The organism is Pseudomonadota bacterium, from assembly GCA_027620075.1.
In the GTDB taxonomy this organism is placed as follows: domain Bacteria; phylum Pseudomonadota; class Alphaproteobacteria; order Rickettsiales; family UBA6187; genus 1-14-0-20-39-49.
In genome coordinates this window covers 53,792-79,157 of record JAQCEY010000008.1, presented here as the reverse complement: position 1 = coordinate 79,157, position 25,366 = coordinate 53,792, and the positions used below count along the sequence as shown (strand labels likewise).

The 25,366-nt window shown below is 38.4% G+C and carries 26 protein-coding genes; 21 read left to right on the top strand and 5 right to left on the bottom strand.

What is annotated here, in order from left to right; all coding sequences use genetic code 11:
• Positions 1 to 122: 122 nt before the first annotated feature.
• Together grpE and O2942_10040 are read right to left on the bottom strand one after the other, a co-directional pair.
• The gene (gene grpE, locus O2942_10045) at positions 123 to 752 is read right to left on the bottom strand and encodes a nucleotide exchange factor GrpE (protein ID MDA0782590.1); all 630 of its coding nucleotides are present in this window, start codon (positions 750 to 752) and stop codon (positions 123 to 125) included.
• Positions 753 to 839: 87 nt separating this feature from the next.
• Positions 840 to 1,469, bottom strand: a complete 630-nt coding sequence (locus O2942_10040) for a PH domain-containing protein (protein MDA0782589.1) — start codon at positions 1,467 to 1,469, stop codon at positions 840 to 842.
• Positions 1,470 to 1,741: 272 nt separating this feature from the next.
• Here O2942_10040 and rph point away from each other — a divergent pair, with 272 nt between their 5' ends.
• The 9 genes from rph (at position 1,742) to O2942_09995 (ending at position 9,828) form a co-directional block, all read left to right on the top strand.
• Positions 1,742 to 2,461, top strand: coding sequence for a ribonuclease PH (rph, locus tag O2942_10035; GenBank protein ID MDA0782588.1), 720 nt, complete (start codon positions 1,742 to 1,744; stop codon positions 2,459 to 2,461).
• Entirely contained in the window at positions 2,462 to 3,058 is a 597-nt protein-coding gene (gene rdgB, locus O2942_10030; protein MDA0782587.1) for an RdgB/HAM1 family non-canonical purine NTP pyrophosphatase, read from the top strand.
• A gap of 65 nt (positions 3,059 to 3,123) precedes the next feature.
• On the top strand, positions 3,124 to 3,498 hold the full coding sequence (locus O2942_10025; GenBank protein MDA0782586.1) for a hypothetical protein: 375 nt from the start codon (positions 3,124 to 3,126) through the stop codon (positions 3,496 to 3,498).
• 3 nt (positions 3,499 to 3,501) lie between these two features.
• The gene (hemW, locus tag O2942_10020) at positions 3,502 to 4,617 is read left to right on the top strand and encodes a radical SAM family heme chaperone HemW (GenBank protein ID MDA0782585.1); all 1,116 of its coding nucleotides are present in this window, start codon (positions 3,502 to 3,504) and stop codon (positions 4,615 to 4,617) included.
• Positions 4,618 to 4,839: 222 nt separating this feature from the next.
• Positions 4,840 to 6,213, top strand: coding sequence for a dicarboxylate/amino acid:cation symporter (locus O2942_10015; protein ID MDA0782584.1), 1,374 nt, complete (start codon positions 4,840 to 4,842; stop codon positions 6,211 to 6,213).
• 185 nt (positions 6,214 to 6,398) lie between these two features.
• On the top strand, positions 6,399 to 7,592 hold the full coding sequence (locus tag O2942_10010; GenBank protein ID MDA0782583.1) for an NADP-dependent isocitrate dehydrogenase: 1,194 nt from the start codon (positions 6,399 to 6,401) through the stop codon (positions 7,590 to 7,592).
• A gap of 17 nt (positions 7,593 to 7,609) precedes the next feature.
• The gene (mtnP, locus tag O2942_10005) at positions 7,610 to 8,458 is read left to right on the top strand and encodes an S-methyl-5'-thioadenosine phosphorylase (protein ID MDA0782582.1); all 849 of its coding nucleotides are present in this window, start codon (positions 7,610 to 7,612) and stop codon (positions 8,456 to 8,458) included.
• A gap of 3 nt (positions 8,459 to 8,461) precedes the next feature.
• A complete protein-coding gene (locus O2942_10000; protein ID MDA0782581.1) occupies positions 8,462 to 9,244 on the top strand; it encodes a glycosyltransferase in 783 nt (260 codons plus the stop codon).
• Positions 9,211 to 9,828 (top strand): TIGR04282 family arsenosugar biosynthesis glycosyltransferase, encoded by a 618-nt coding sequence (locus tag O2942_09995; protein ID MDA0782580.1) that lies wholly within the window; start codon positions 9,211 to 9,213, stop codon positions 9,826 to 9,828. Before O2942_10000 ends, O2942_09995 begins: the two co-directional genes overlap by 34 nt.
• Here O2942_09995 and O2942_09990 read toward each other — a convergent pair.
• Positions 9,817 to 10,080 (bottom strand): hypothetical protein, encoded by a 264-nt coding sequence (locus O2942_09990; protein MDA0782579.1) that lies wholly within the window; start codon positions 10,078 to 10,080, stop codon positions 9,817 to 9,819. The genes O2942_09995 and O2942_09990 overlap by 12 nt on opposite strands.
• A gap of 56 nt (positions 10,081 to 10,136) precedes the next feature.
• The gene (locus tag O2942_09985; protein ID MDA0782578.1) at positions 10,137 to 10,811 is read right to left on the bottom strand and encodes a 7-carboxy-7-deazaguanine synthase QueE; all 675 of its coding nucleotides are present in this window, start codon (positions 10,809 to 10,811) and stop codon (positions 10,137 to 10,139) included.
• A 387-nt stretch (positions 10,812 to 11,198) separates the two neighbouring features.
• Here O2942_09985 and gyrB point away from each other — a divergent pair, with 387 nt between their 5' ends.
• From gyrB to O2942_09955, 6 genes are all read left to right on the top strand, one after another.
• A complete protein-coding gene (gene gyrB, locus O2942_09980) occupies positions 11,199 to 13,613 on the top strand; it encodes a DNA topoisomerase (ATP-hydrolyzing) subunit B (GenBank protein ID MDA0782577.1) in 2,415 nt (804 codons plus the stop codon).
• Between the two features lie 126 nt (positions 13,614 to 13,739).
• Entirely contained in the window at positions 13,740 to 14,657 is a 918-nt protein-coding gene (locus tag O2942_09975; GenBank protein ID MDA0782576.1) for a permease, read from the top strand.
• Between the two features lie 16 nt (positions 14,658 to 14,673).
• Positions 14,674 to 15,024 (top strand): arsenate reductase (glutaredoxin), encoded by a 351-nt coding sequence (gene arsC, locus O2942_09970; protein ID MDA0782575.1) that lies wholly within the window; start codon positions 14,674 to 14,676, stop codon positions 15,022 to 15,024.
• Positions 15,025 to 15,255: 231 nt separating this feature from the next.
• Entirely contained in the window at positions 15,256 to 15,822 is a 567-nt protein-coding gene (efp, locus tag O2942_09965) for an elongation factor P (GenBank protein ID MDA0782574.1), read from the top strand.
• A gap of 6 nt (positions 15,823 to 15,828) precedes the next feature.
• Positions 15,829 to 16,626, top strand: coding sequence for an inositol monophosphatase family protein (locus O2942_09960; protein ID MDA0782573.1), 798 nt, complete (start codon positions 15,829 to 15,831; stop codon positions 16,624 to 16,626).
• A gap of 128 nt (positions 16,627 to 16,754) precedes the next feature.
• The gene (locus O2942_09955; protein MDA0782572.1) at positions 16,755 to 19,538 is read left to right on the top strand and encodes an OmpA family protein; all 2,784 of its coding nucleotides are present in this window, start codon (positions 16,755 to 16,757) and stop codon (positions 19,536 to 19,538) included.
• A gap of 3 nt (positions 19,539 to 19,541) precedes the next feature.
• On the opposite strand, the gene O2942_09950 is transcribed toward O2942_09955, so the two are convergent.
• Complete coding sequence (locus O2942_09950; GenBank protein MDA0782571.1) at positions 19,542 to 20,267, bottom strand: prepilin-type N-terminal cleavage/methylation domain-containing protein; 726 nt, start codon at positions 20,265 to 20,267, stop codon at positions 19,542 to 19,544.
• 71 nt (positions 20,268 to 20,338) lie between these two features.
• Here O2942_09950 and O2942_09945 point away from each other — a divergent pair, with 71 nt between their 5' ends.
• The 6 genes from O2942_09945 (at position 20,339) to fmt (ending at position 25,287) form a co-directional block, all read left to right on the top strand.
• Complete coding sequence (locus O2942_09945) at positions 20,339 to 21,058, top strand: hypothetical protein (protein MDA0782570.1); 720 nt, start codon at positions 20,339 to 20,341, stop codon at positions 21,056 to 21,058.
• 274 nt (positions 21,059 to 21,332) lie between these two features.
• Positions 21,333 to 22,142 (top strand): diaminopimelate epimerase, encoded by an 810-nt coding sequence (dapF, locus tag O2942_09940; protein MDA0782569.1) that lies wholly within the window; start codon positions 21,333 to 21,335, stop codon positions 22,140 to 22,142.
• A complete protein-coding gene (gene mtaB / locus O2942_09935; protein ID MDA0782568.1) occupies positions 22,139 to 23,371 on the top strand; it encodes a tRNA (N(6)-L-threonylcarbamoyladenosine(37)-C(2))-methylthiotransferase MtaB in 1,233 nt (410 codons plus the stop codon). The genes dapF and mtaB overlap by 4 nt, the downstream gene beginning before the upstream one ends.
• A 19-nt stretch (positions 23,372 to 23,390) precedes the next feature.
• Positions 23,391 to 23,732, top strand: coding sequence for a hypothetical protein (locus O2942_09930; protein MDA0782567.1), 342 nt, complete (start codon positions 23,391 to 23,393; stop codon positions 23,730 to 23,732).
• A gap of 77 nt (positions 23,733 to 23,809) precedes the next feature.
• Positions 23,810 to 24,373 carry a peptide deformylase gene (gene def / locus O2942_09925; GenBank protein MDA0782566.1) on the top strand — a complete coding sequence of 188 codons (564 nt, stop codon included), beginning with the start codon at positions 23,810 to 23,812 and terminating at the stop codon, positions 24,371 to 24,373.
• Between the two features lie 8 nt (positions 24,374 to 24,381).
• A complete protein-coding gene (gene fmt / locus O2942_09920; GenBank protein ID MDA0782565.1) occupies positions 24,382 to 25,287 on the top strand; it encodes a methionyl-tRNA formyltransferase in 906 nt (301 codons plus the stop codon).
• Positions 25,288 to 25,366: the final 79 nt, after the last annotated feature.

Genomic DNA, 25,366 nt, shown 5'->3' with positions numbered 1-25,366 from the left:
TTTTCACCGATTGTAACGGCAAATTACGCATGGGTCTTAAAAATGAAAAATACTATAATATATCTGCCTTGGGGCGGATTGATATTGTATTGATTATATAAAATGGATAAGTGGCTAAAATGTTATTTCACGGTAACGACCAGTGCCGGTCTTATCAGCCTGTCTTTTATTACATATCCGGTTTGCATAACATTGACAATAGTCCCCGAATCTTTCTCGGCATCTTCGATTTGACTCATTGCCTGATGAAAATTATGGTCAAATTTTTCACCTACAGGGTTTATGCATTTTATTTTATTACGCTCAAACACATTTTCCATTTCTTTTTTTGTGATATCAATGCCATCAATGATAAGCTTGAGTTTTTCATCTTTTGCCGCATCTTCTTGGGAAATACTTTCCGTAGTGCGGTGCAGGTTATCCATCACACCCAGCATATCTCTTGCGAAAGCTTCTATGGAATAATCGCGGGCTTTTTGCATATCCTGCTCTGCTCTACGTTTTATGTTTTGCATTTCTGCGGCAGTACGTAGAATTTTATCATTTAAGTCATCAATAACCGCATTATAATCTATTTCCTCTTTTTCAGGCACTATAGCTTCTGCAGCAGCATCTTCTTCCGGAACATTTTCGCTTTCGATATTATCATCGCTAGCAACTTCTTGCTCAGGCTCATGATTAAGCACTGTTTCCTCGGGATTTTCATTTAAAGGTTGATTTTCATTTTTTTTTGGTTTTACCGCTTCTGACATAATTACAACTTCATTAATTAATAAACAACACCATGTATTATTTACTCATCAATGGTTGTGTTTTCAAGAGGCAATCATAAAAAAATTCTATTTAGAGCTACCCGACGCATATCTATTGACTGCTTCAAGGATTGCTTTTCTAAGAGAAGTAGGGTCGGAAATCTTCTTCATCTCAACGAATTCACTGCCCACCCCGTTAATTAGAACGTCTCCCCTGCCGACTATTTTATCTGTAACCGTCTGCTGAACTTTTACGCCTTCTATCCTGTCCAGATTTATCTCGTTAGTATCAGTGGTTAAAAATCCGAATTTAAATATAATTCGCTTGCTTGTTACACAATATTCGTTTGTCTGTCGTTTTATATATACCATTATACACCTGACAAAACCCAGAAACAAAAACACAATACCGAACCATAGTCCCCTTACCTGATAGAATAAGTTAATAAACTCCTTGGGAAAAATGTTTTTAAGAATTCCGAAAACATCACTAATACTTTTTTTAATAGTGTATTTTTTTTTATCAATGTTCTGCTGCATTTCTTTAACGGTTTCATTATCCTTCAATTTTTCAGGAACTCTAGGGTCAACAAGACCTGTTAGCAGCAGCCCTATTATAATAGCCACAACACCACCGAAATAGTTGAAGAAATGACCTCTGGCACTATATAATATACGCTCATTTTTCATTAAGGTCTTTTTAGTGTAACTATTCATAATCGTTATATTATAACATGTTATGGCAAAAACGCAAGTTTTGACAACTTAAGCTAATAGACCCTACACGAACTAAATAAGATTCTCAATTAAAAATTTCTAATAGCATATAATAAATTAAGGGAGGGTTTAATAAGCATAGAATTTGTAACAATCGCACTGAAATCTCTAATTTTTGTCATGCCGAACTTGTTTCGGCATCTATACCATGATAAGGTAGATGCCGAAACAAGTTCGCCCATGACAAATTCAATCAACAAAAGGTTACTAATATGCGACCATCAGGACGTAAGAACGACGAATTGCGAAACGTAGAGATACAAACGGATATTAACATGAATGCAGACGGCTCATGTCTGATAAAATGCGGTAACACCCATGTTATTTGTACTGCATCTATCGATGAGTATATTCCACATTGGATGAAAGGCAATAAATCAGGCTGGGTAACTGCCGAATACGGAATGCTGCCGGGTTCCACCTCTTCGAGAATAAGGCGAGAAGCTGCCAACGGAAAACAAAGCGGCAGGACTCAAGAAATACAAAGATTGATAGGCAGGTCATTGCGTTCGGTTGTTGATTTAAAAGCAATCGGAGAGCGTCAAATAATAGTGGATTGCGATGTAATACAAGCCGATGGAGGCACAAGGACTGCATCTATAACAGGAGGGTATGTGGCTCTTCACCTTGCCTTTGATAAATTATGCAGGGAAAACAAAATTGCAAAATTACCGTTCACTAACGATATGGCGGCTGTTTCATGCGGTATATATAAAGGCAATGTAGTGCTTGACCTTGATTACCCTGAGGATAGCTCGGCACATGCCGATGCTAATTTTGTTATGACGGGTAGCGGTAAAATAATCGAGATACAGGGAACTGCCGAAGAATCGCCGTTTGAAAGTGAACAGTTCCTACAAATGATGGAATATGCACAAAACGGCATTAAAAACCTTATTGAAAAACAAAAAGAAGCATTAAAGATTGTTTAAATGACGAAATTCACTGAAAATAAGCTACTTATAGCAAGCGGGAATAAAGGAAAAATAAAAGAGATAAGCAAACTTCTTGAGCCGTTTAATGTTGAGGTAATTTCCGCTGCCGGTTTTAATCTTCCCGAACCGGAGGAAAACGGCTCTAGTTTCATTGAAAACGCTGAAATTAAATCACGTTATTATTCAAACAAAACCGGTTTACCGGCACTGGCTGATGATTCGGGACTGTGCATAGAGGCTTTAAATAATGCTCCGGGTATTTATTCCGCCAGATGGGCGGGTAAAGATAAGGATTTCTCAATTGCAATGAAACGTATAGAGGACGAAATGGGAGATAGCCCGAACAGAGGCGCAAAATTCGTTTGTGCCTTATCGCTTTATCTGCCCGAAACCGATATAGTTGAAAATTTTGAAGGAAAGGTTGAAGGAATAATCACCTTCCCCGCCAGAGGTGAAAACGGCTTCGGCTACGACCCTATTTTTATCGCACATGGAATGGACAAAACTTTCGCCCAGATAGAACCTGATAAAAAGCATAGTATCAGCCATAGGGCTGACGCTTTTAATAAATTGATTAATAAGTGTTTTTTATAAAAAATATAGTGACACGTGAAGTTTGTTCCGGTATAAGTCTATCGTAAATTTAAAGTGTTAGTTAAATGAAAAACCGTATTCCGATTGAGAACAGGTTAGCAAGAGCAAAAAGCTTCAAAACCGATAACGTAATAAAAAGCTCTCAGATATTAAAAAAACTTGAAATGCTGCATCAGCACTTCAAAAAGCTTAGTAATGAGCAAATAGACGATATGTGGCCTAACGTTGATTATCGGGGGGCTAACGATAACTCCAAAGGCAGCATTATAAAAAATTCTCGCATTAGAAACAAAGAATTTCTGATAACGCTTCTTGCACGTGCTACACAAACCGTCAATGCCGTAAAATTCGCCAGAGAAAAAGCAGACTTGGATTTGCAGGACAAGCAAATCAATGATGTTATCAAACAAAAATCTGAAGAAATCGGTAGAAATTTCTAAAGCATGAGTAATAATCTAGCCATATATGTACATTGGCCTTTTTGTAAGTCAAAGTGTCCTTATTGTGATTTCAATTCGCATGTTGCAAGTAAAATTGATTTTAACCTGTGGCATAAAGCATATATTAAAGAAATTGAACATTTCAAAGATTATATTTCCGGCAAGAACATAACCAGCATATTTTTTGGCGGCGGCACTCCGACCTTAATGCCGCCGTTTATCGCAGATGCAATTATCAGTAAATTCAGTAAAATAGCCAAGTTTGACAGCAATATAGAGATTACACTGGAAGGAAACCCCACATCTGTTGAATTAAAAAAATTCAACGACTTTAAGACGGCGGGAATAAACAGGGTTTCCCTTGGGGTTCAGTCTTTAAACAATGACAATCTCAAGTTCCTTGGGCGAGAACATAGCTCGTCAGAGGCTTTAAAAGCAGTAGAAAAAGCTCAGATATTCGATAATTACAGCTTCGATTTAATATACGCCCTCCCTGAACAAACTTTAAGTCAATGGGAAAAAGAACTTACAGAGGCACTAACATACGCAAAAGGACACTTATCCCTTTACCAGCTTACGATAGAAAAAGGCACAAAGTTCTATAGTGATTACAGGTCGGGCAAGTTCAAAATGCCCGAAAACGACCTATCGGCAGATTTTTATAATCTGACAGGTTCAATCATGGAGAAAAACGGACTTCCTGCTTATGAGGTTTCTAATTACGCAAAGTCAGGGTATGAGTCAAGGCATAATATGACATACTGGCGTTATGGGGATTATCTTGGCATAGGAGCTGGAGCACATAGCAGAATAAGCCTTAAAGGCAAAACGGCTATAATGATGATCCACTCGCCCGATAGCTGGTTAAAAAGCGTTCAGGAAAAAGGAAACGGCATACAAACGCACGAATTATTAAGCGAAGACGAAATAAATTACGAAACCATAATGATGGGTCTTAGAACCAAAGAAGGCATAAAAAAAGATATAATCACGAACAACAAACAACTGGCACTACTTATAAACGAAAACCTGCTTGAAGAAAAAAAAGGAAATATTATAGCAACACAGAGTGGATTTTTAGTCTTAAACAGCCTGATTAACTCTTTAGTTGATAACTAAAGCAGAGTAAACGAAGTCTTGTGCATCTTATTATACAAGGCTATTAGATGCCCCGAACAGGCTAGGTATGAACAAGTTTTGTAATATAATTTATGCAAAATCTATATTTGTGGAAAACTCTAAAATTGTTTTTGTAACTGGTACTTGAAATTTTGCGAATAATGATGTACTTATCGTTTTTCAATTTTGAAAATTTTAATTTATAGAACGGAGAAAACTGCTATGTCAGGAAGTTCAAAAGGCAAAATGACGCTAACAACGAAGATACTCGTCTACATGTTAGCAGGATTGGTTGTCGGTGTTATTTTAAATAAATTTGCCTCTGAATCTGAATTTATTCAGACATATATAACGGGTGGTATTTTTTATATACTTGGAAAAATGTTCATTGAGTCGCTAAAAATGTTGGTTGTGCCTCTAGTATTCTGCTCTCTGGTAGAAGGTATAGTAGGCATGAATGACCTTAAAGCTTTAGGACGGACCGGTGGAAAGGCTTTTGCCGTTTTCATGTTTACGACTGTTGTTGCCATATCATTCGGTTTAATCCTTGCCATTACGCTTGGAATAGGTGAGGGGTTTGACATTGAAAATGCTAAAGCGGCGGCTTTTCAGGCTAAAGAAGCTCCGGCATTTAGTGATGTGATGGTAGCACTTGTACCGGGTAATATAATCGGTGCAATGGCTCAAGGCGAAATGCTGCAAGTTATAACCGCATGTATATTTTTAGGTATCGCAATTATTAAAGCCGGTGAAAAAGGAAAAGGTGTAGCAAAAGGAATCGCTAGCTTTAACGTAATCATGATGGATTTGGTTCATATCGTTATGTCTTTAGCCCCTTACGGTGTATTCTGCTTGATAGCCAGAACTTTCGCCGAACAGGGTATTGAGGCTATTATGCCTATGGCAGGATATTTCTTTACCGTTGTGGCGGCTCTTGTTATTCACTTTGTGGGTACTTTCAGCGGTTTGTTCATGATAGCCGGATTGAATCCGTTAATATTCATGAAAAAAATGCGTAGCACGTTATTATTTGCATTTAGTTCGGCAAGCTCAAATGCTACTATTCCTGTTACATTGGAAACTGCCGAAGAAAAACTCGGTGTAGATAACTCAATTGCTTCATTTGTTATTCCGCTTGGTGCTACAATCAATATGAACGGTACTGCCATCATGCAGGGTGTTGCGACTGTGTTTATTGCAAATGCTTATGGAATTGAGTTAGGCTTTACCCAATATCTTACCGTTATAGGTATGTCTGTTCTTGCATCTATCGGTACGGCAGGTGTTCCGGGTGTCGGACTTATCATGCTTGCGATGGTGTTTACGCAAGTCGGATTGCCTGTTGAGGGAATTGCCCTTATTATAGGTGTTGACAGGCTGCTTGATATGATGCGTACTGCCGTTAACGTTACCGGTGATGCTGCAACTACCTGTATCGTTGCTAAATCAGAAGGTAAACTTAACCTGAAGATGTATAATGATATGAACGCCGGTTCGTTACCTGCCGATATCGCTATTCCCGAAACAGGAGAGCAGGCATCTAAAAACGCAAACTCTAAAAAAAAAGAGCAAGTAAAAACTAAAAAGGCTGCGTAATACGCTTGATTAGTTTTAGGTAATATTAAAAACGCCTCTGAAAAATCAGGGGCGTTTTTTTAATTTAAAAACCTATATTGATTGAACACTCCCACAATTAAAACCTTAGAAGGGGTTTGCAATTGTAGGATTCATATTGTAGAGTTTAGTTCAAAAAATTAATATTTATAGCAAAGGGTAGAGTAATGTCCAAGATACAAACAAACGGCACGATTGTTGAAATGGATGGCGACGAGATGGCACGTGTTATGTGGAAGATGATAAAAGAAAATCTTATACTTCCATATGTTAATCTTAACATTGAATATTATGACCTTGGACTTCCAAACCGTGATGATACTGAAGATAAAGTTACCGTTGATGCTGCAAGTGCCGTAAAAAAACATGGGGTGGGTGTTAAGTGTGCTACGATTACCCCCGACGAGGCTAGGGTAAAAGAATTCAAGCTAAAGAAAATGTGGGTTTCTCCAAACGGCACTACCAGAAATATATTAGGGGGTACTCTGTTCAGAGAGCCTATTATCTGTAAGAACGTTCCACGTTTAGTTTCCGGCTGGGAACACCCGATTACTATCGGTCGCCATGCGTACGGAGAGCAATATAAATCTCAGAATTTTGTTATAGACGGCAAAGGAAGTCTTAAAATTACATTTACTCCCGAAGGTGGCGAGCCGCAAGAGCATGAAATACATAATTTTGACGGAGCAGGGGTTGCTATGGGTATGTTCAATACCGATGCATCAATTGAGAGTTTTGCCCGTGCAAGTTTTGAATATGCGTTAAATAAAGGGTGGGACTTATATTTTTCCTCTAAAAACACAATCCTAAAAGCTTATGACGGACGCTTTAAACAGATATTCCGCAAGGTTTTTGACGATAGTTATAAGGAACAATATGAAAAAGCCGGTATAAAATACGAACACAGGCTAATTGATGATATGGTGGCATTTGCTATAAAATCCAAAGGTAAGTTTGTCTGGGCATGTAAGAACTATGATGGTGACATTATGTCGGACATGGTAGCACAGGGGTTCGGCTCGTTAGGGCTTATGACCTCAACTTTGCTAGTGCCGGGCGGAACCGTGTTGACGGAGGCAGCTCACGGTACTGTAACAAGGCATTACAGAAAGCACCTTGAAGGAAAGGATACTTATACAAACCCTATTGCGTCTATTTTCGCATGGACAAGGGCTTTGTCCGCTTTGTCGAAAAAAGAAAATAACAAAGAGCTTAACGACTTTGCTTTAAAACTTGAAAAAGCCTGTATAGATACGGTTGAAGGCGGTCAGATGACTAAAGATTTAAGCCTGATAGCAACCGATGACGTTAAACCGCTAACAACACGGCAGTATATTGACGCCGTAAAAGAGCGATTGTAATAAAAGATGGTAAAGTCATGTTGGCGATAATAGGAGGCACTGGTCTTTATTCCATAGACGGAGTAGAGATTGTAGGCGAAAAAACGGTTGAGACTCCTTTTGGGAGTGCGTCTGATGTAATTACTCATGCAAAATACGGGGATAGGGATATTTTTTTCCTCCCAAGACATGGTAAGAGCCATTCTATTTTGCCGCATGAGGTAAATTACAGGGCTAATATATGGGCATTAAAAAAGCTGGGTGCTACAAAGATATTGAGCGTATCGGCTATAGGGAGCCTACAGAAGGAACTGGCCCCCGGAGATATCGTTATCTCTAACCAGTATTTTGACCATATAAAAGGAAATAGGATAAAAACATTTTTTGGTGATGGTCTAGTCGCCCATATTTCAAGTGCAGAGCCTGTTTGTAAAGAATTGACATCTGTTGTGAAGAAAGCAAGTGAATGCGTTGATGTAAAGTTACATGAAGAAAAAACATATGCCTGCGTTGATGGCCCTAGGCTAGGGACTAGGGCGGAGAGCTTCTTTCTTAAAAATGCGGTTAAGGCTGATGTTGTGGGTATGACGAATGTCCCTGAGGTGTTTTTGGCAAGGGAAGCACAGATGTGTTACTGCACTATAGGTATAGTAACCGATTATGATTGCTGGCAGGACGAGCCTGAGGCTCATGTAAGTTTGTCGCAGGTTATGAAAAGATATGGCAAAAGCGTAGGTAAAGTAAAAGAAATCCTCAATAATATACTAAGTGGCGAAGTTGCCGATAATAATTGCGGTTGCAGAATTAGTTTGCAAGATGCGGTTGTTACGCCTTATGATACGTTGTCAGATGACAAAAAAGAGCTTTTAAATCTATTAAGGGTTTGAGGTATGAGTGAAGAAAATGTTAAGAATATTGATGCTGTTATAATCGATGAAGATGTAGAGGAACTCTCGAAATCCAAAAAAGTAAATGAATTGGTCTCGGTAGTAGTTCCCATAGCATCATGGGATAAAGAGTGGAAAAAATTATTACCTGATTTGGATGCACTGCCTTATGGTACTGAAATAATATTTTCAGTTTCGGAGAAGGACTCATCGTTTGACGAATTGCCTGATTTAGTAAGCAACTTAAAAGGCAAAAGGGTAAAATGGATACGTTCCGAGTCGGGGAGGGCGAATTGCCTGAATGCCGGAGCTGATGTTGCTTCGTCAAAGTTTATATGGTTTTTGCATGCAGATAGCAGATTTACAAAAGATGCTTACATAAGTCTAAAAGAATCAATAAAAAAATACCCTCAAGGACTTCATTATTTTAATTTAAGGTTTTTGAGTGACGGTCCTAATCTTATGCTAATAAACGAGATAGGTGTAAGATTACGTTCAAAATTGTTTAGGACGCCTTTTGGGGATCAGGGGTTTTGTATCAAAAAAGAATTGTTCGATAAGATAGGCGGTTTTCCCAATAACGCCGAATATGGTGAGGATCATTTGTTTGTATGGCACGCAAAGCAGGCAGGTGTTAAGATTTATTGTACGGGTGGAACTATATTGACAAGTTCAAGAAAATATAAAAAGAACGGTTGGCTTAATATTACAATGCGTCATCAGAAAATGTGGCTGTCACAGGCGTTTCCCGAATGGAAAAAATTAATGAAAGGCGTAAATTTATGAGTGGTGCGGTAGCATGTTTTGTAAAGACTCCGGGGCTTTCCCCTATTAAGACAAGATTGGCAAAGGATATAGGCAAGCAAAGGGCTGAAGAAGTATATCTCACTATGGTGGAGAATGTTCAGGACGTATTGTTAAATATTGATGAATCTATAGAGCCTTATTGGGCGGTAGGAGAGGAAGCCGGTGTTGAAAAGGCGATGTGGAAAAGCCTAAAGGCTGTTTATACGGGGGAGGGGTGTCTTGGTGAGAGAATGCATAATATTTATACCTCACTGCTTAAAAAGCATGAATATGTAATTTTAATAGGTTCGGATAGTCCTAATATCAGCCCCGAACATATAAATTGTGCCGCTGAAATAGCCAAAGAAGGCAGATTTGTTTTTGGCCCTACCTTTGATGGCGGTTTTTATCTGTTTGGCGGTAACAAGCCGATTCCTAAAGATTTGTGGGTCAGTGTTGAATATAGCCAAAATGATACTATGGAAAATCTTTCCCGAAAAATAGAGCATTTAGGAGACGTGTTAGCCCTTGAGGCTTTAGCCGATATTGATACGGTTGAAGACTTAGCTTCTTTAGACGTTTGATTCTTTTACCGTAGGAGCTTCCACTTTAACAAATGAATTTTTTATATTATTCACTTGTCTTTTGACAGCGTTTTTCAACTGAGGAAAAAACAGGCAAGCTGCCATATATAATAAAGCTATATAGTAAGTTAACGGACTAAATACTTGCGATGAGCCTGAACTGCACGCATTAGCTGCAGCTATTGCCTCATTATTGGCAAATAGCACAAACACCAGAGTTAAACATGAAATAGTTACAATTTTCTTATCCATAATTTGCATTATAGCATTTTTTTTATAAAAATGATAGCCTAAAATTATAAAATATTCTACTCAATGCCGATAATTTTATGTGTTTGCAGTGATATATTATAGCCGTTTTTCGATGCAAGCCTTATAGCGTATTCCAGATTGTTCTGATTCTTTTTTGCGTTTAATTCGTCCATAGGCTGGATATACACGGGTATATTATATTTATGCTGCCCCACATCGCCTATGTCCTGATATAGAGGGTGCGTTGCCGAGATAATAAATTTCAGGCAATCAAGTCGTTGCAGAAGGTCTTCACGAATGGGGGCGTAATTATTTGTTGTCTTGGGCGAGCAAACTATACTGACATCTTTATGTACATTGCGGTATAATGTGCCGTTAGTCTCTATTTGCACCTTATAACCGTTATTTATCAATTCCTCGCAGAGCTTTTCTATTGGCTGCCGAAGAGGCTCTCCGCCGGTTATAACTATTAGTTTATGAGTGAAATTATTATTACCCTTTCCTGAAAAGTTGTTTGCAGTTTCAACGATTTCATCTATAGATTTGTCTGCAAAGGTTTCAAATTCAGTGTCGCAAAAGTCGCAAGCTAAGTTACAGCCGCCCAGCCTTATGAAAATTGCAGGGTGACCTACAAAAGGCCCTTCCCCTTGAAACGTAGGAAAAATCTCCTGCACCTGTAATATTGAGCCGTCACCTTTTTCAGGTTTGCGAATTGGATTCTGCCCGAACATTTTGCTCCCGAAGTTAAAAACATAGTAACTTTGGATTTAATCTGCGTACTCTAAAAAGTTTCCTAACTTTTTAGAGTGTGGATTCCACTATAATTTTGTTCTACTAACAAAATTCGTGGAATGACAATATAGGTAAATTAAATACAAAATTACTATAATTAAGATATTCTTATATTATATTTGTTACTAAAAGGCAATGATGTTTCGCTGTATATTTAGTTTTATATTAGTTTAAGTTTTTTAACTGAAAAAAGATTGTATTTGTATTATAAAATCTTTCATTTTCCTTGCGGTTGGCTTGATTAGGCTGTATGTTTTTTAGGCTGAGGTCAGCTTAAGAAAATAGAAGTTAATATAAGTTAATATAATATGAGTGTACAAGCGATAATGACAGAGAACGCAAAGCCGATAGAAGAATATGGTGCGGATTCCATAAAGGTGCTAAAAGGGCTGGAAGCTGTAAGAAAACGCCCCGGAATGTATATAGGTGATACGGACGACGGAACGGGCTTGCATCATATGGTTTATGAAGTTCTGGATAATGCCATTGATGAGGCGTTGGCGGGTCATTGTGACAAGGTAGAAGTTGTTTTAAATCCTGACGGCTCCTGTTCTGTTACGGATAATGGTCGCGGTATCCCTGTTGATTTGCACGAAGAAGAAGGGGTTTCTGCTGCCGAGGTTATTATGACTCAGTTGCATGCCGGCGGTAAGTTCGATTCTAATTCATATAAGATATCCGGCGGACTGCATGGTGTGGGTGTTTCGGTGGTGAATGCACTGTCTGACTGGCTGGAGCTGACCATCTGGCGTAACGGCAAGGAGTATAGTGCCAGATTTGAGCATGGCGATACGGTAAGGCATCTGGAAACATTGGGTGATGTTGAGGGCAAAAAAGGAACAAGGGTTACTTTTCATCCGTCCGACAAGACGTTTACACAAATAGAATTTAGCTATTCCACTTTAGAACACAGAATACGTGAAATGGCGTTTTTAAATTCAGGCGTTCATATAGTTCTCAAAGACCATAGGAATGAAGAACCGGTTGAGACTCAATTTAAGTATGATGGCGGAACGGCTGAATTTGTTAAGTATCTGGATAGAACGAAGACGGCGTTACACCCTGTTATAGTGGTAAGCGGTGAGGCTCCCGACGGTGTTAGTGTGGAAGTGGCTTTAGAATGGAACGACTCTTACCATGAGAATGTGTTGTGTTTTACAAATAATATCCGTCAAAGGGACGGAGGAACGCATCTTGCGGGATTTAGAGGTGCGTTAACCCGTGCAATAAACAATTATGCAAATTCTTCAGGGTTGCTCAAAAAAGAAAAAGTAAGCCTAAGCGGTGATGATATGCGTGAAGGTTTAACCTGCATATTATCGGCGAAAGTTCCCGACCCTAAGTTTTCTTCTCAAACCAAAGACAAGCTGGTAAGTTCAGAGGTGCGTCCCGTAGTAGAAGGCGTTGTATATGAAAAACTGTCCCAGTGGCTTGAAGAAAATCCGGGTGAAGCTAAAATAATAGTTAATAAGTCGGTTGAAGCTGCAATAGCACGTGAGGCAGCTCGGAAAGCACGTGATTTAACACGTAGAAAAACAAGCCTTGATATTTCAAACCTACCCGGAAAACTCGCAGATTGTCAGGAAAAAGACCCCGCTCTTTCTGAAATATTTATAGTGGAGGGGGATTCGGCAGGCGGTTCTGCTAAACAGGGAAGAAGCAGAAAAAATCAGGCAATATTGCCTCTTCGCGGTAAGATATTGAACGTAGAGCGTGCAAGGTTCGATAAGATGCTATCCTCGCAGGAAATAGGCACTTTGATAACTGCACTTGGTACGGGAATAGGGCGAGATGATTTTGACATTGAGAAAGCTCGTTACCACAAAGTCGTTATAATGACGGATGCGGACGTTGACGGTGCTCATATCAGGACGCTGATTTTAACATTTTTCTACCGCCAGATGCCCGAACTTATAGAAAAAGGATATTTATATGTTGCCCAACCTCCTTTATACAGGATTCGCAGGGGTAATAAGGCGGTTTATTTAAAAGATGAAAAAGAACTGCAAAATTATCTGATAGATTCCGCTATGGACGGAGCGGTTTTAAGAAGGTCGGACGGTGAACAAAGAGCCGGTAACGATTTGAAAGATATTATTAAAAAATCAGCGGAGTTTGTTAATCAGGTAAAGACGCTTACAAGGCGTGCCCCTGCTGAAATAGTTCAGGCGGCGGCATTGGCAAATGCATTAAATGAAGAATCTTTGGGTAATGCGGAAAAAGCCAAGAAAGTAGCAGACGGGCTTAATGAAAGTATAAATGACCCTATACTCGGCTGTTGGGAAGGAAGCTTAAACGAAAAAGGCGAGCTTGTACTTACAAGGCTGTTAAGAGGGGTTACCGAAACTCAGACTTTAGATAAGGGTACTTTATCTACGCCTGAGGCGGCAAAAATCAATTCCGTAATTAAAGAGCTTGACGGAGTGTTCGAGGGGCGTGTTTTGTTGGAAACTAAAAACGGCTCGACTCCTGTCGATACACCTTCAATGCTTTATAACGAAATTATGGAAGCAGGGCGTAAAGGCATGACTGTTCAACGCTTTAAGGGACTTGGAGAAATGAATCCCGATCAGCTATGGGAAACTACTTTGAACCCTGATAACAGGACGTTATTGCAGGTAAGGGTAGGTGATGTTGATGAAGCTGAAGAAGTATTCTCTACATTGATGGGCGGTGTTGTTGAGCCTCGCCGTGATTTCATTCAGGAAAATGCGTTGAAGGTATCTAACCTTGACGCATAGAGTGTTGGTTTTATGGGACACTGTCATAGCGAAAAAAAGAAGCTAGATATTATATTATGGGGAAGCATAATATGTATTGTCCCGTTATATTTTTTTCACTTGATGTTTTCAGCTCAAATATCTGATATGTCAATTTTAAATGATATGTCCGGTGCGGTTTTCGAGTTGCTCAACAAGATGTGGTGGGGAGTTCTTCTCGGCATTATATTTGTAGGGATTCTTGATAAAATACCACGTGATTTCGTAATATCGGTATTGGGTAGTAAAAGAGGGCTAGGCTCTATATTGCGTGCCACATGTGCGGGCGTGTTGCTGGACTTATGCAGTCACGGTATATTGCTTGTAGGAATGAAATTATATGAAAGAGGGGCAAGCCTTGGTCAGACGATGGCTTTTTTAATAGCCAGCCCATGGAATTCTTTTTCATTAACATTCATACTTTTTGCATTAGTCGGATTCAAATGGACATTAACGTTTCTGTTGCTGTCTTTTGTCATTGCCGTTATTTCGGGGGTTATATTTAACAAGTTGGAAGACAAAAAGATTCTTCCGCAAAATCCTAATAAAATAGATTTGCCTGATAATTTTGATTTTTTCAAAGAAATTAAAAAACAATTTTCAATGTCTGATATTAACATGTTATTTATCAAAGATGTTTTGATTTCAGGAGTAAAAAGTTCACGAATGATAGTACGCTGGATATTGTTTGGTGTTTTGCTAGCGGCTTTGATAAGAACTTTTGTATCTGCGGATAACTTTCACGCATTATTCGGACCGACTGTTGCAGGTCTGCTTTTAACTTTAGTTGCGGCAACGATAATAGAAGTTTGTTCGGAAGGTTCAACTCCGATAGCTGCCGATATAATGAATAGGGGAAAGGCACCGGGTAATACTTTCACCTTCCTGATGGCGGGTGTTTCAACTGACTACACCGAAATTATGTCACTAAAGGAAACTACAAAATCATGGAAGATTTCTATGTTTTTACCCCTTGTAACCTTGCCCCAAATACTTATATTGGGATATATATTGAATAATGTTTAAATGTAACGGATAAAGTATGAGTGTTGTTATATATCATAATCCCAGATGTTCAAAATCCCGTCAGACTTTACAGCTTCTAAAGGATAACGGGGTTGAGCCTGAAGTGGTCGAATATCTTGCGGATACTCCTTCTAAAGACGAGATAAAAAAAATTATAAAATCGCTTGGTATAAGTGCAAGGGATATCCTACGTAAAAAAGAGGATATATATAAAGAGGCAGGCTTTGATAATAACAACCTGTCCGAAGATGAAATAATTTCCTTAATGCAAAAAAATCCGAAAGTTATTGAACGCCCTATTGTAGTAAACGGTTCAAAAGCAGCAATAGGCAGACCGCCTGAGAATGTTTTGAAGGTTATTGATTAAAAAGCCCCCCGCAGGACTGAGTTTTTACTCCCACCATGCAAAGGCAAACAACTTTTCAGGCTCAAATCAAAATTGACTCAGAAGATAGTGTTTATTAGCCATGCAGATACTTTTATTTACAATTAACGAAAACAGCCGATTTAATAATCCCTAAAATATAGATTGTTAAATTTATTGTTTTGCATATGATGTGCAACTGATAAAATATCTATTGGTTTTGGAGTTACAAATATGAAAATGAGTGCAAATAATATCCGTCCGGGTAATGTTCTTGTTTATAATAATAGGCTATGGGTTGTTTCAAAAATATCCCACACGCAACCGGGAAAAGGCGGTGCGTATATTCAGACTGAAATGAAAGACATACAAAGCGGTACTAAGCTTAATGAAAGGTTCAGGTCAAGCGAAGATGTTGAACGCGCACATCTTGACGAAAAAGAATATCAATATCTATATACTGAAGGCGAGGAGCTTGTCCTTATGGACTTAGATAGTTATGAGCAGGTGCATGTTCCTATTGATTTAGTAGGTGAGCCTGTGGCATTCTTGCAAGATGAAATGATGATTACGGTTGTTAGCTATGAAAACAAACCGATTGCAGTTGAATTGCCTGAAGAAGTGGTGGTTGAAGTGGTTGAGGCAGATGCCGTGGTGAAAGGTCAGACGGCAGCATCTTCTAATAAACCTGCCATTCTTTCCAACGGCGTCAGGATAATGGTTCCTACCTTTGTTGAGGCAGGCAACCGTGTTTTAGTAAAAACTGCTGACGGTCAGTATGTTGAAAGAGCAAAGGATTAATAATTTATGGAAACATACCCTGCGGTAGTAAAGATAATGATGGACGCCATTCGTAAGGCATCAAGACGTGTGGTGCGGGACTTTTACGAAGTGGAGAATTTGCAGGTTTCAAAAAAAGGTGCAAGAGATTTTGTCACTTCTGCCGACTTAAAGGCAGAGTCTATACTTATCGCAGAGCTGCAAAAAGCAAGAGAAGGGTATTCTATACTATCCGAAGAGGTCGGCTTTATTAAAGGCTCTGATGAGGAATATTGCTGGATTATCGACCCGATAGACGGAACAAACAATTTTATGCATGGCTTTCCGTATTTTTGCATTACTATCGGTCTTGAAAAAAAATTACCCAACGGTCAAAGGGAAATTATTGCAGGTGTAACCGAAGCCCCTATATTAAAAGAAACTTTTTGGGCGGCTAAGGGGCTTGGGGCGTGGCTTGAAACAGCTGATACAAACGGCTCGACAAGATTAAGAGTAAGCTCCAGAACTAAATTATCCGAGTCATTGCTTTCGGTGGGGTCATTTAGTACGGACATCAAGGAAAATAGCGATATTACACAAGAATTTATGGCAACACGCTGTATAGGCTCAACTGCTTTGGCTATCGCATATACCGCTGCAGGAAAATTCGACTGTTTCATTCATAACGGTGCAAAGCCGTGGGATATAGCGGCAGGCGTTCTGCTTATCAGTGAGGCAAAGGGCGTTGTTTGTGATATTAACGGTAAAAAGAAAATGTTTGAAAACAATAGTATCATTGCATCAAACGCTGACATTGAGCCGTTGCTCATGAAAAAACTTTGTTAAATAGTAAAATTCTTGTTTAGTATAATTTGTTTTCGTTGTATCCTTTTGTATCTAAATTTACTTTTTAGTTTAATTGTTATATTTTTTTGTTATACTACTTTGCCAAAACGGTTATTCAGGGTACAAAAATGCAAATAAAATACGGTTTTAAATTAAATTTGTTGTTAAGCACTTTCTTATTCACGGGTGTTTATAATGCAGATTCAGCGTATTCCAGAAGTTTTAGAACCGGTGTTGAGCTACCTTCGGTCGTGGTTAACTTTGCCGTAATACAAGAACTGCGGAACAGGGAAATAGCAAGACTAAAAGAAGAAGAGCGCAGAATAAAAGAGGCTCAATATAAGGCGATGCAAGAATCGCAAGGAAGAGCCGTTGCGAGTAATAATGCTAATAATTATAATAATTCCGGTAATTATAAGCAAAATGATTATGTTAATAATCAACCGCAGAAAAGATATCCTGAAAGCTATAATCCTAACGTCCGTCAAAATGACCCGTATGTTGAAAGACAACCTCAACAATATCAGGGTTATATAGAACAGCTTCCGACAAGGCAACCTAATCAGCAGGTTTGGAAAAATCCTAATCAAGTGTGGCAAGATCTTAATATCGGAAATGAAATAGCCGATAAATACAACTCACAAGATTCCCTGCCATCTCCGATATCAAAGCCGTATAGCACTGAGAAAGTTACCTCATCGCCATTGACTGTAGCCGAATCAACCGAGAATGTTCTTGATAATCTTTTGCTTCCGAGGTTAAAGCCCGGAAGTGAACAAAACCAAAGAAACGAGTCTTATAAGGACGATAACGAAGTGGTTGAACTAAGCAAAGAAAAGTCTCCGGCTAAAGAGATATATTTTGACCAAATGCCGGGAAGCAGACAAAGTTTTATTAAGGTTACGGAAGTGCCGCGTGAAAATAATGCCGATAATAAAACTGCCTCTCCTAATGTAAGTTACTACAATTTCCCTGAATCCGAAAAAAAGGAAGAGGAATATACAAACAGAATATTGCCTAAACCTGTAATTAATGAAAAGAGTCAATATTTACAGGAGCCGGCAGAATTGTCCGACATACCTAAAAAGCTGCCGAACAAGAATACCGTTTTTAATGATGATATAGACGCTATTGAAAGTGACGAATTTTCACAGTATGACGATTATGAAAAAGAACTTCTCGATGTGAAGGAAGTTAAGCTGTACGAAAACGAGTCCGAATTAGTCGATGATATAAAAAATGTACCTAACGCAAAAAATGACTTGCCGAAACAGCCTAAAAAATCCGAGGATATAAGTACGAAAAGTGATCCTGTAAAGGAAGATAGCTTTATCAGTGTTGTTAATAAAAAAGTAAAAGACTTATTCTCTTTTAATGAGGGCGGGCAGGCAAAACAAGAGCAAAACAAGCTTAATATAAAAGTCAGTAATAGTAATGATAAAGTTACTCCGCAGCAAAAGCCTGATGTCATAAAAAATGAAGTAAATGAAACTCAGGAAATTGATGTTCCGCAAAAAATAAATGAATATAAAAGTCCTGAGGAAGAAAATAAAGCATTGATACCTGTTGAAGTTAGCGAACTTTATAAAATAGTGCAGGATTATACGGAAGACTACACAAAGCCTGTTGATTTGGACGGCGTTAGTAACTTAAGTGATTGGAACGTGCCGGAAGATATTATGAAAACTCTGGACGCAGATATAAAAAAGAAAAACGAGAATATTGCAGCATTAGGAAATAATACGAACATAATTCTGCCTAATCCCGTTGAAAATGAACAAGGCGGCAAAGAAACTCCTAAGCCGAGAGTTAAGCCTTTAAAAGAAGAAGCCTTTGATGTTAAAAAGATACAAAAAACGGTAATTCCTGTTGTAAGGAGTTCAAAAACTCAAGAGGCAGATAATGTTCCGATAGTTGAAAAAAACAAGAAAAAACAAGAAGATGTAGCCGCTCCCGCAGTTAAAAATATTACTGAAGAAAAAACACAAAAAGTCTCCGAGAATAAACAACAAAATGTAAATAAAGTTCCTGATGTTGTTTCCACAGAGAAAAAGACACCTATAGTATCTCCTCAGGCTAATATTGAAAATGAAAAGAATTACGACCCTATAAGTGATGAAAAATGGGAAGAAGCTCTTGAAAAAGCCAGATTAAAAGCCTTGCCTGCCCAAGAGGCTGAAAAGAAGGAAGAAGTAGACCTTTCTAAGTTTAAAAGTCTTTTAAAGAAAGATAAGGAAGAAGAAAAAGTTGAAGCAGAAGCGGAAGTTGACTTAAAGCGTAGCCCGTCTTCTAATCCCGTAGAGTCTGATGAGTTATCATCAAGTGAAGAACTCAAACAGGAAGATACCGAACAAAAAGCTCCTGAACAAACAGTAACGGATAGTGACGGTATATTATACCTTGAGGATATAGCTAAAACATTAAAAAAGAACAAACACCCTAATGACGTTGTTATAAACCGTTCTGTTTTAGGCTCTTCATCGGTAGGTAGTGTTAATGGAAATAGTACTATCCCTTCAAAAGTTACGGAACTGGTGGGCAACAGAATAGTTGTTCCGTCAAGCGAAATGGAATTGTTAAACACAACTAACATTGCAGCTACGCCAAAATCTGAAGGTTTGTTAAAAATTGATTTTAATGAAGATCAGCTTGACTTGACCGAAAGTGATAATAAAAAAATCAATAAGCTTGTTGAGGATATAAAAGATTCTAATAAAAAAGTAGCTATAGTTAGTTACGCATCAAGTAACAAGATAGAAAACGCAAGGAGAATATCCTTAAAAAGGGCTATAGCGGTTAGGTCGGCTATGCTTGAAGCAGGATTGACTAGTGACATGGTTCACGTTCAGGCGGCGGGAGTAGCCGAGAAGAAGCAAGATGAAAATAGTGTGAAGATATCTTTTGCGAATTAGTGCTTAAGGCGTGTCGCCAAAAGATATACCTATAATACAATTCTTGCCCCCAGAACTTATATTATACAGATCGTTAGCTGTTCCCGCACCGTTAGCATCTACGCATGTTCCCGCAGTAGAGCCGCTGCCCTCAATAGCCCTTACCTTTCCTGTTGAAGGGTTTCCTCCGTCTGATTTGTTATCAATCGCAAATGCTTGTTGAGCGGTTAGTGAGCTGCCTAAATTAATTGTTGTAGTAGACGCAAGCGGTATTCCAAGTGCAATTACATTGCCGCTTGTCATTGATAATAGTCCGTATTCAAATACGAATCCGCCTATTTGATTGGATTTGGGAATGTCAGATTCAAGTTGAGCGGCTCCGGTCGTTTCCGTTCCTAAATAATTAGCCTTTGTCATTCTGGCGTATGTAAGGTGTTGCCAAGCCCTATAGCCTTCATATACCCCACCTTGAATGAATTGAATTTTTCCGTCGCCATTGCCGTCTTCAATATCATTAGTCCCTATATCCCAGTGTTCAACGGCTTCGTTAAAGTCGCCCGGATATTGTAGGTACTTTAACTTAAAGCTATTCGCTGATGTTTGATGTTCGGAAAATTGACTGATAATAGAACGAATTTGAGCATTGTCGAGTATGTTTTTGCCTTGCACTATGGCTGCGATTATAAAGCCTATAATGACAATTGACACAGATAACTCAACTAACGAAAATCCACTCTGTTCTTTTTTCATAATAACTAATATATAATAATGTTAATTAAGTTGATATTATATAACATAAATAGTTAATTTTAGATTAAGAAATGAAAATTACATTATTTAACGTGCTGTTTATATACATATTTATTAATAATATTTCATATGCCGGATATAATTTAATAGGGGTAAGTAAAAGCGGATTGTTGCAACTTGATGACGGCACTAATGTTAAAATAAAAAATATGTACGTTCCGTTACAAATGCATCAGGAATATTCAAACTATATCAATGGTATAATAGGAAGTGATATTGTTGAGTTGGTGGTGGTTGGTGCGGTAAAAGACTTGTATAACAATTCGATAGTTGATGATATTAAAGTTGGTGGTGGTAGCGTCTATAACAGGCTTTTGAAAGGCGGTTACGTTTTAAATTATAATGTTGACGGTATAGCTGTTGATAAAGAAATTGTTGAGGCAGAAAATAACGCTAGGAATTTACAGTTAGGCTTATGGGCAAAGGATAAAAAAATATTTCTTAATCAGGCGGAAATAGAAACAAATACTAAAAATCACGTAAACAAGTTTAAGGTAGTAAAGGGTAGGGTAAAAAGTACCAAACTTGTTAAAAATAATATGTATATAAATTTCACAGATGACTGGAAAACAGATTTTACCGTAAAAATAGCTAAGGAAAATTTAGATAATTTCGTTGACTATAAGATAGAAGATTTAGTAAATAAGGACGTAATAGTTAAAGGTTGGGTTGAATATTACTATGGCCCTGCAATTGAAGTGTATAATCAAAGCCACATCAATATTCTGTAATCGGGAGTTTTCAATAAATATATATTTGTCCTATTTACGTCATCGCCAGAGTTTTCTTTAGAAAACTATAGGGCGATCTTATTAGATGATTATAGTATTTTTACTTCAAGAGTTAGGATTGTTATCCCCGACTTTTTCGTTGATCTCTATAATTTTAAATGAGATCCCCCTATAATTTTCTACGAAAATTCGGGGGATGACGTTTTTCTTTTAGTGCAATCTGTAATAAAAATGCTTTATTTAGTGCTGAAAATAAGGTATTAAAGTCAGGATTATGGAAAATATACCTTTTTTAAAAATGCACGGTTTGGGCAATGATTTTGTCATTATTGACGGTCGTGAGAAAAATTATTCTTTTACAAGTGATGAAGTCCAAAAAATATGTGACCGTCATACGGGTGTAGGCTGTGACCAGTTTGTTGTAATAGAAGACTCTGAAAAAGCTGATTGTTTGGTAAATTTTTATAATGCTGACGGCAGTAAGTCGGGTGCGTGCGGTAATGCTACAAGATGTGTTGCGTGGATAATAATAAAAGAAAATAATAGAGAAAACGTTTCTATAGAAACAGCCGGAGGGATTTTAAACTGCGAAAAAAGAGGTTTTGAGCTGGTTTCTGTGGATATGGGAATCGCAAAAACTGCCTGGCAGGATATACCGTTGTCGAAAGATGTTGATACTTTGCATCTTCCCTTGAGTTCTGGGCAATTAAAAGACGGCGTTGCCGTCAGTATGGGCAATCCGCATGCGGTGTTTTTTGTAGAAAATGTTGATAGTGTTGATTTGCAAAATTCGGGGGCGAAATTGGAAGTTAACGAGTTGTTCCCGCAAAGGGCGAATATTTCAGCTGCACAGATTATATCTAACAAGCAAATAAAGCTACAAGTTTGGGAACGTGGAGCCGGTGAAACAAAAGCTTGCGGAACAGGGGCTTGTGCTGCGGTTGTGGCTGCAAATTTAAGGGGACTGGTCGAGCAGGACGTTGAAGTTAATCTGCCCGGTGGAGATTTACAGATTAGTTACATAAACGGCAGGGTTAATATGACCGGAGCCGTAGCAACTGTTTTTAAAGGTATTTTGCTATGAAACAGGAAGTAGTAACGTTCGGGTGCAGATTAAACGCTTATGAAAGCGAAGTTATAAAAAGCAACCTTCTGGTTGCAGGGCTTGATGATGTTATCGTCTTCAATACATGTTCGGTTACAAAAGAGGCTGAAAGGCAGGCAAGGCAGTCTATAAGAAGGGCGAGGCGTAATAACCCGAATGCTAAAATCATTGTTACAGGTTGTGCTGCACAAATTTCTCCTGAAAAATTCTCCAAAATGGAGGAGGTTGATAAAATCCTTGGCAATGAAGAAAAACTGCACGCCCATAACTACAACTTCGGTGAGAAGATATCGGTAAACGACATTATGTCGGTCAAAGAAACCGCATCTCATTTTGTAGGCTCAATAGAGGGGAAGGCTAGGGCGTTTGTTCAGGTGCAAAACGGGTGTAATCACAGATGTACTTTTTGTATCATTCCTTATGGAAGGGGAAACAGCCGCTCGGTTCCAATCGGCGAGATAGTAAAGCAGGTAAGGCAACTGGTAGAGTCTGGTTATAATGAAGTGGTTATAACGGGGGTTGATATAACCGATTACGGCAAGGATTTACCGGGACAGCCTACATTAGGACAAATGCTAAGAAGATTGCTTGCGTTAGTTCCAAACTTGCCCAGATTACGCCTTTCATCTGTAGATGTGGCGGAATTAGATGATGATATATACGGACTTATTGAAAAAGAGCCAAGATTAATGCCGCATTTCCATATATCTTTGCAGGCAGGCGATGATATGATTCTAAAGCGTATGAAAAGAAGGCATAAAAGACAAGATGTAGTAGATTTTACTGAAAAAGTCAGAAGGTTAAGACCCGATTCGGCTTTTGGTGCGGATATTATTGCAGGGTTCCCCACTGAAACTGATGAAATGTTTGAAAATACGTTAAATTTGATAAGCGAAGCCGGATTGCAGTATTTACATATTTTCCCGTATTCGGAAAGGGAGGGGACTCCTGCCGCAAAAATGCCGCAAGTGGCAAAGGATATAAGGAAAGAAAGAGCCGCCAAACTTAGGGAGGCAGGAGAAAAAGAACTAATAAAGCATCTGCAAAAAAATATAGGAAAAACGCTCAAAGCCGTCGTTGAAAAAGACATGATAGCAAGGGCTGAAGATTTTAGTGAAATATCAATTAATAAAGAGCTTGAAATAGGTACTATTGTTGATGTCAATATAACAAGGCTTGATGGAAACAGGCTATTTGGTAACTTGTAGTCTTTACGAAAGGATTTAGATGGCAATAAAAATACCTCATAAAAGTAATGAAATTGATGAAAAATCCGGTCAAAAACTTGATCAGGAAATTCTGGGTAATGAAATAATAAGGCAACTTATTTGTAACAAAGCAAAAGAAGAATTGTCAGATACAAATATTGTTTATGACCACAACGATGAGAGTTTTGAAGATAAAATAACCGATTCTATAAATGATAAATACAAAAAAGAAGAATCGCAGTTTTTTATTGATTTTGTTACAAGTGTTGGAAGCCTGCCGAACAGGATTCCTTATGAAGAAAATGAGGTTAGAACTCATGTTGAAAATGTAACAAACCGAGAGGCGGTCAGGAATAGGTAATATTCCTACCATCTTGATATTTATAAGCCCCTATGTTAATAATTGCCCCATTATTGAATTTATAATATTATTTTTTTATGACTGTTCTACCACTTGTTATAGCACCTGATCCCAGATTGGCAGTTTGTTCGGAGCCGGTACATGAAGTTACCGATGAGCTACGCAAATTCATGGATGATATGGTTGAAACCATGCACGCATGTGATGGTATAGGCTTGGCTGCGGTTCAGGTTGGGGTGCATAAGCGTATTTTAGTAATGGACTTAAGCGAAAGCCATAAAAGATATGAAAATGCGGGAGAAAAAATCGGTAACGTTGACTTGTCAAAGCCTATTTATATGGTTAATCCTGAGATAATAGAAGAGTCTGAAGAAGAGAATATATATGAGGAAGGCTGCCTTTCCTTTCCTGAGCAACGTGCTTTAGTCACCAGACCAAAGGTAGTTAAAGTTAAATACCTTGGTTATGAAGGTAAAGAGCAAATAATGGAATGTGACGAGCTTCTTGCTACATGCGTTCAACATGAAATCGACCATTTAAATGGTGTTGTATTTATCGACCATGTATCTAAGATGAAACGTGATTTTATCATGCGTAAAGTAAAAAAAGTGAAAAAACTGATAATAAACAATGATGGCTAGTTTTTATTATGAAGCTAATATTTATGGGAACCCCTGATTTTTCAGTTCCTGCCCTTGAAGCATTAATAAATGACGGGCATGAGATATTAGCAGTATATACACAGCCTCCAAGACCGGCAGGCAGAGGTCATAAAGAGCGAAAATCTCCGGTTCACATAACGGCTGAAAAATATAATATTACCGTTCGCACCCCTAAATCATTAAAAAATGAGGCTGAGCAGAATATATTTGCCGATACAAATGCCGATATGGCTGTAGTTGTTGCATATGGGTTAATACTGCCTAAGGCAGTGCTAGATAGCTGTCCGTGTATAAATATTCATGCATCTATTTTGCCCAGATGGCGTGGTGCAGCTCCGATACAGAGAGCCATACTTGCCGCAGATAGCGAAACGGGCGTTACTATTATGCAGATGGACGAGGGATTGGATACCGGTGATATGCTGATTTGGGATAAAGTGAAAATAACCGACGATATGACGGCAGGCAAATTACATGATGTTTTGAGCGAAATGGGGGCTGACCTTATCGTAAAATATATTAAACAAAAAGATACGATAGTAGCTGTAAAACAAGAAGGTCAAGCTACATATGCCGCAAAAATAAATAAAAATGAAGCTTCGCTGAATTGTAGCGAAAACGTTGCTGATTTTTCTGCGAGAGTTAGGGCTTTTTGCCCTTTTCCCGGAGCATTTTTTATTTATAGAAATGAGAAATTTAAGGTATTAGAGGCATCTTTTAAAATAACCTCCCACAATTATGAGTTTGGAAAAATAATTGATGATAAGCCGACTATAGCAATAAAAGACGGTTTTTTTAACCCCGCAGTTATACAGCGACAAGGCAAAAAACCTATGCCTATCAATCAGTTTGTAAGAGGTTTTAAGTTTGTTGTAGGCGATGTTATAACGTGACTAAAAAGCACTTCCTTTCGCCCCTTCCTAAGTGTAATATTATTGTGTTAACGGAATGTTAATGAATTTCTGTTAAGAT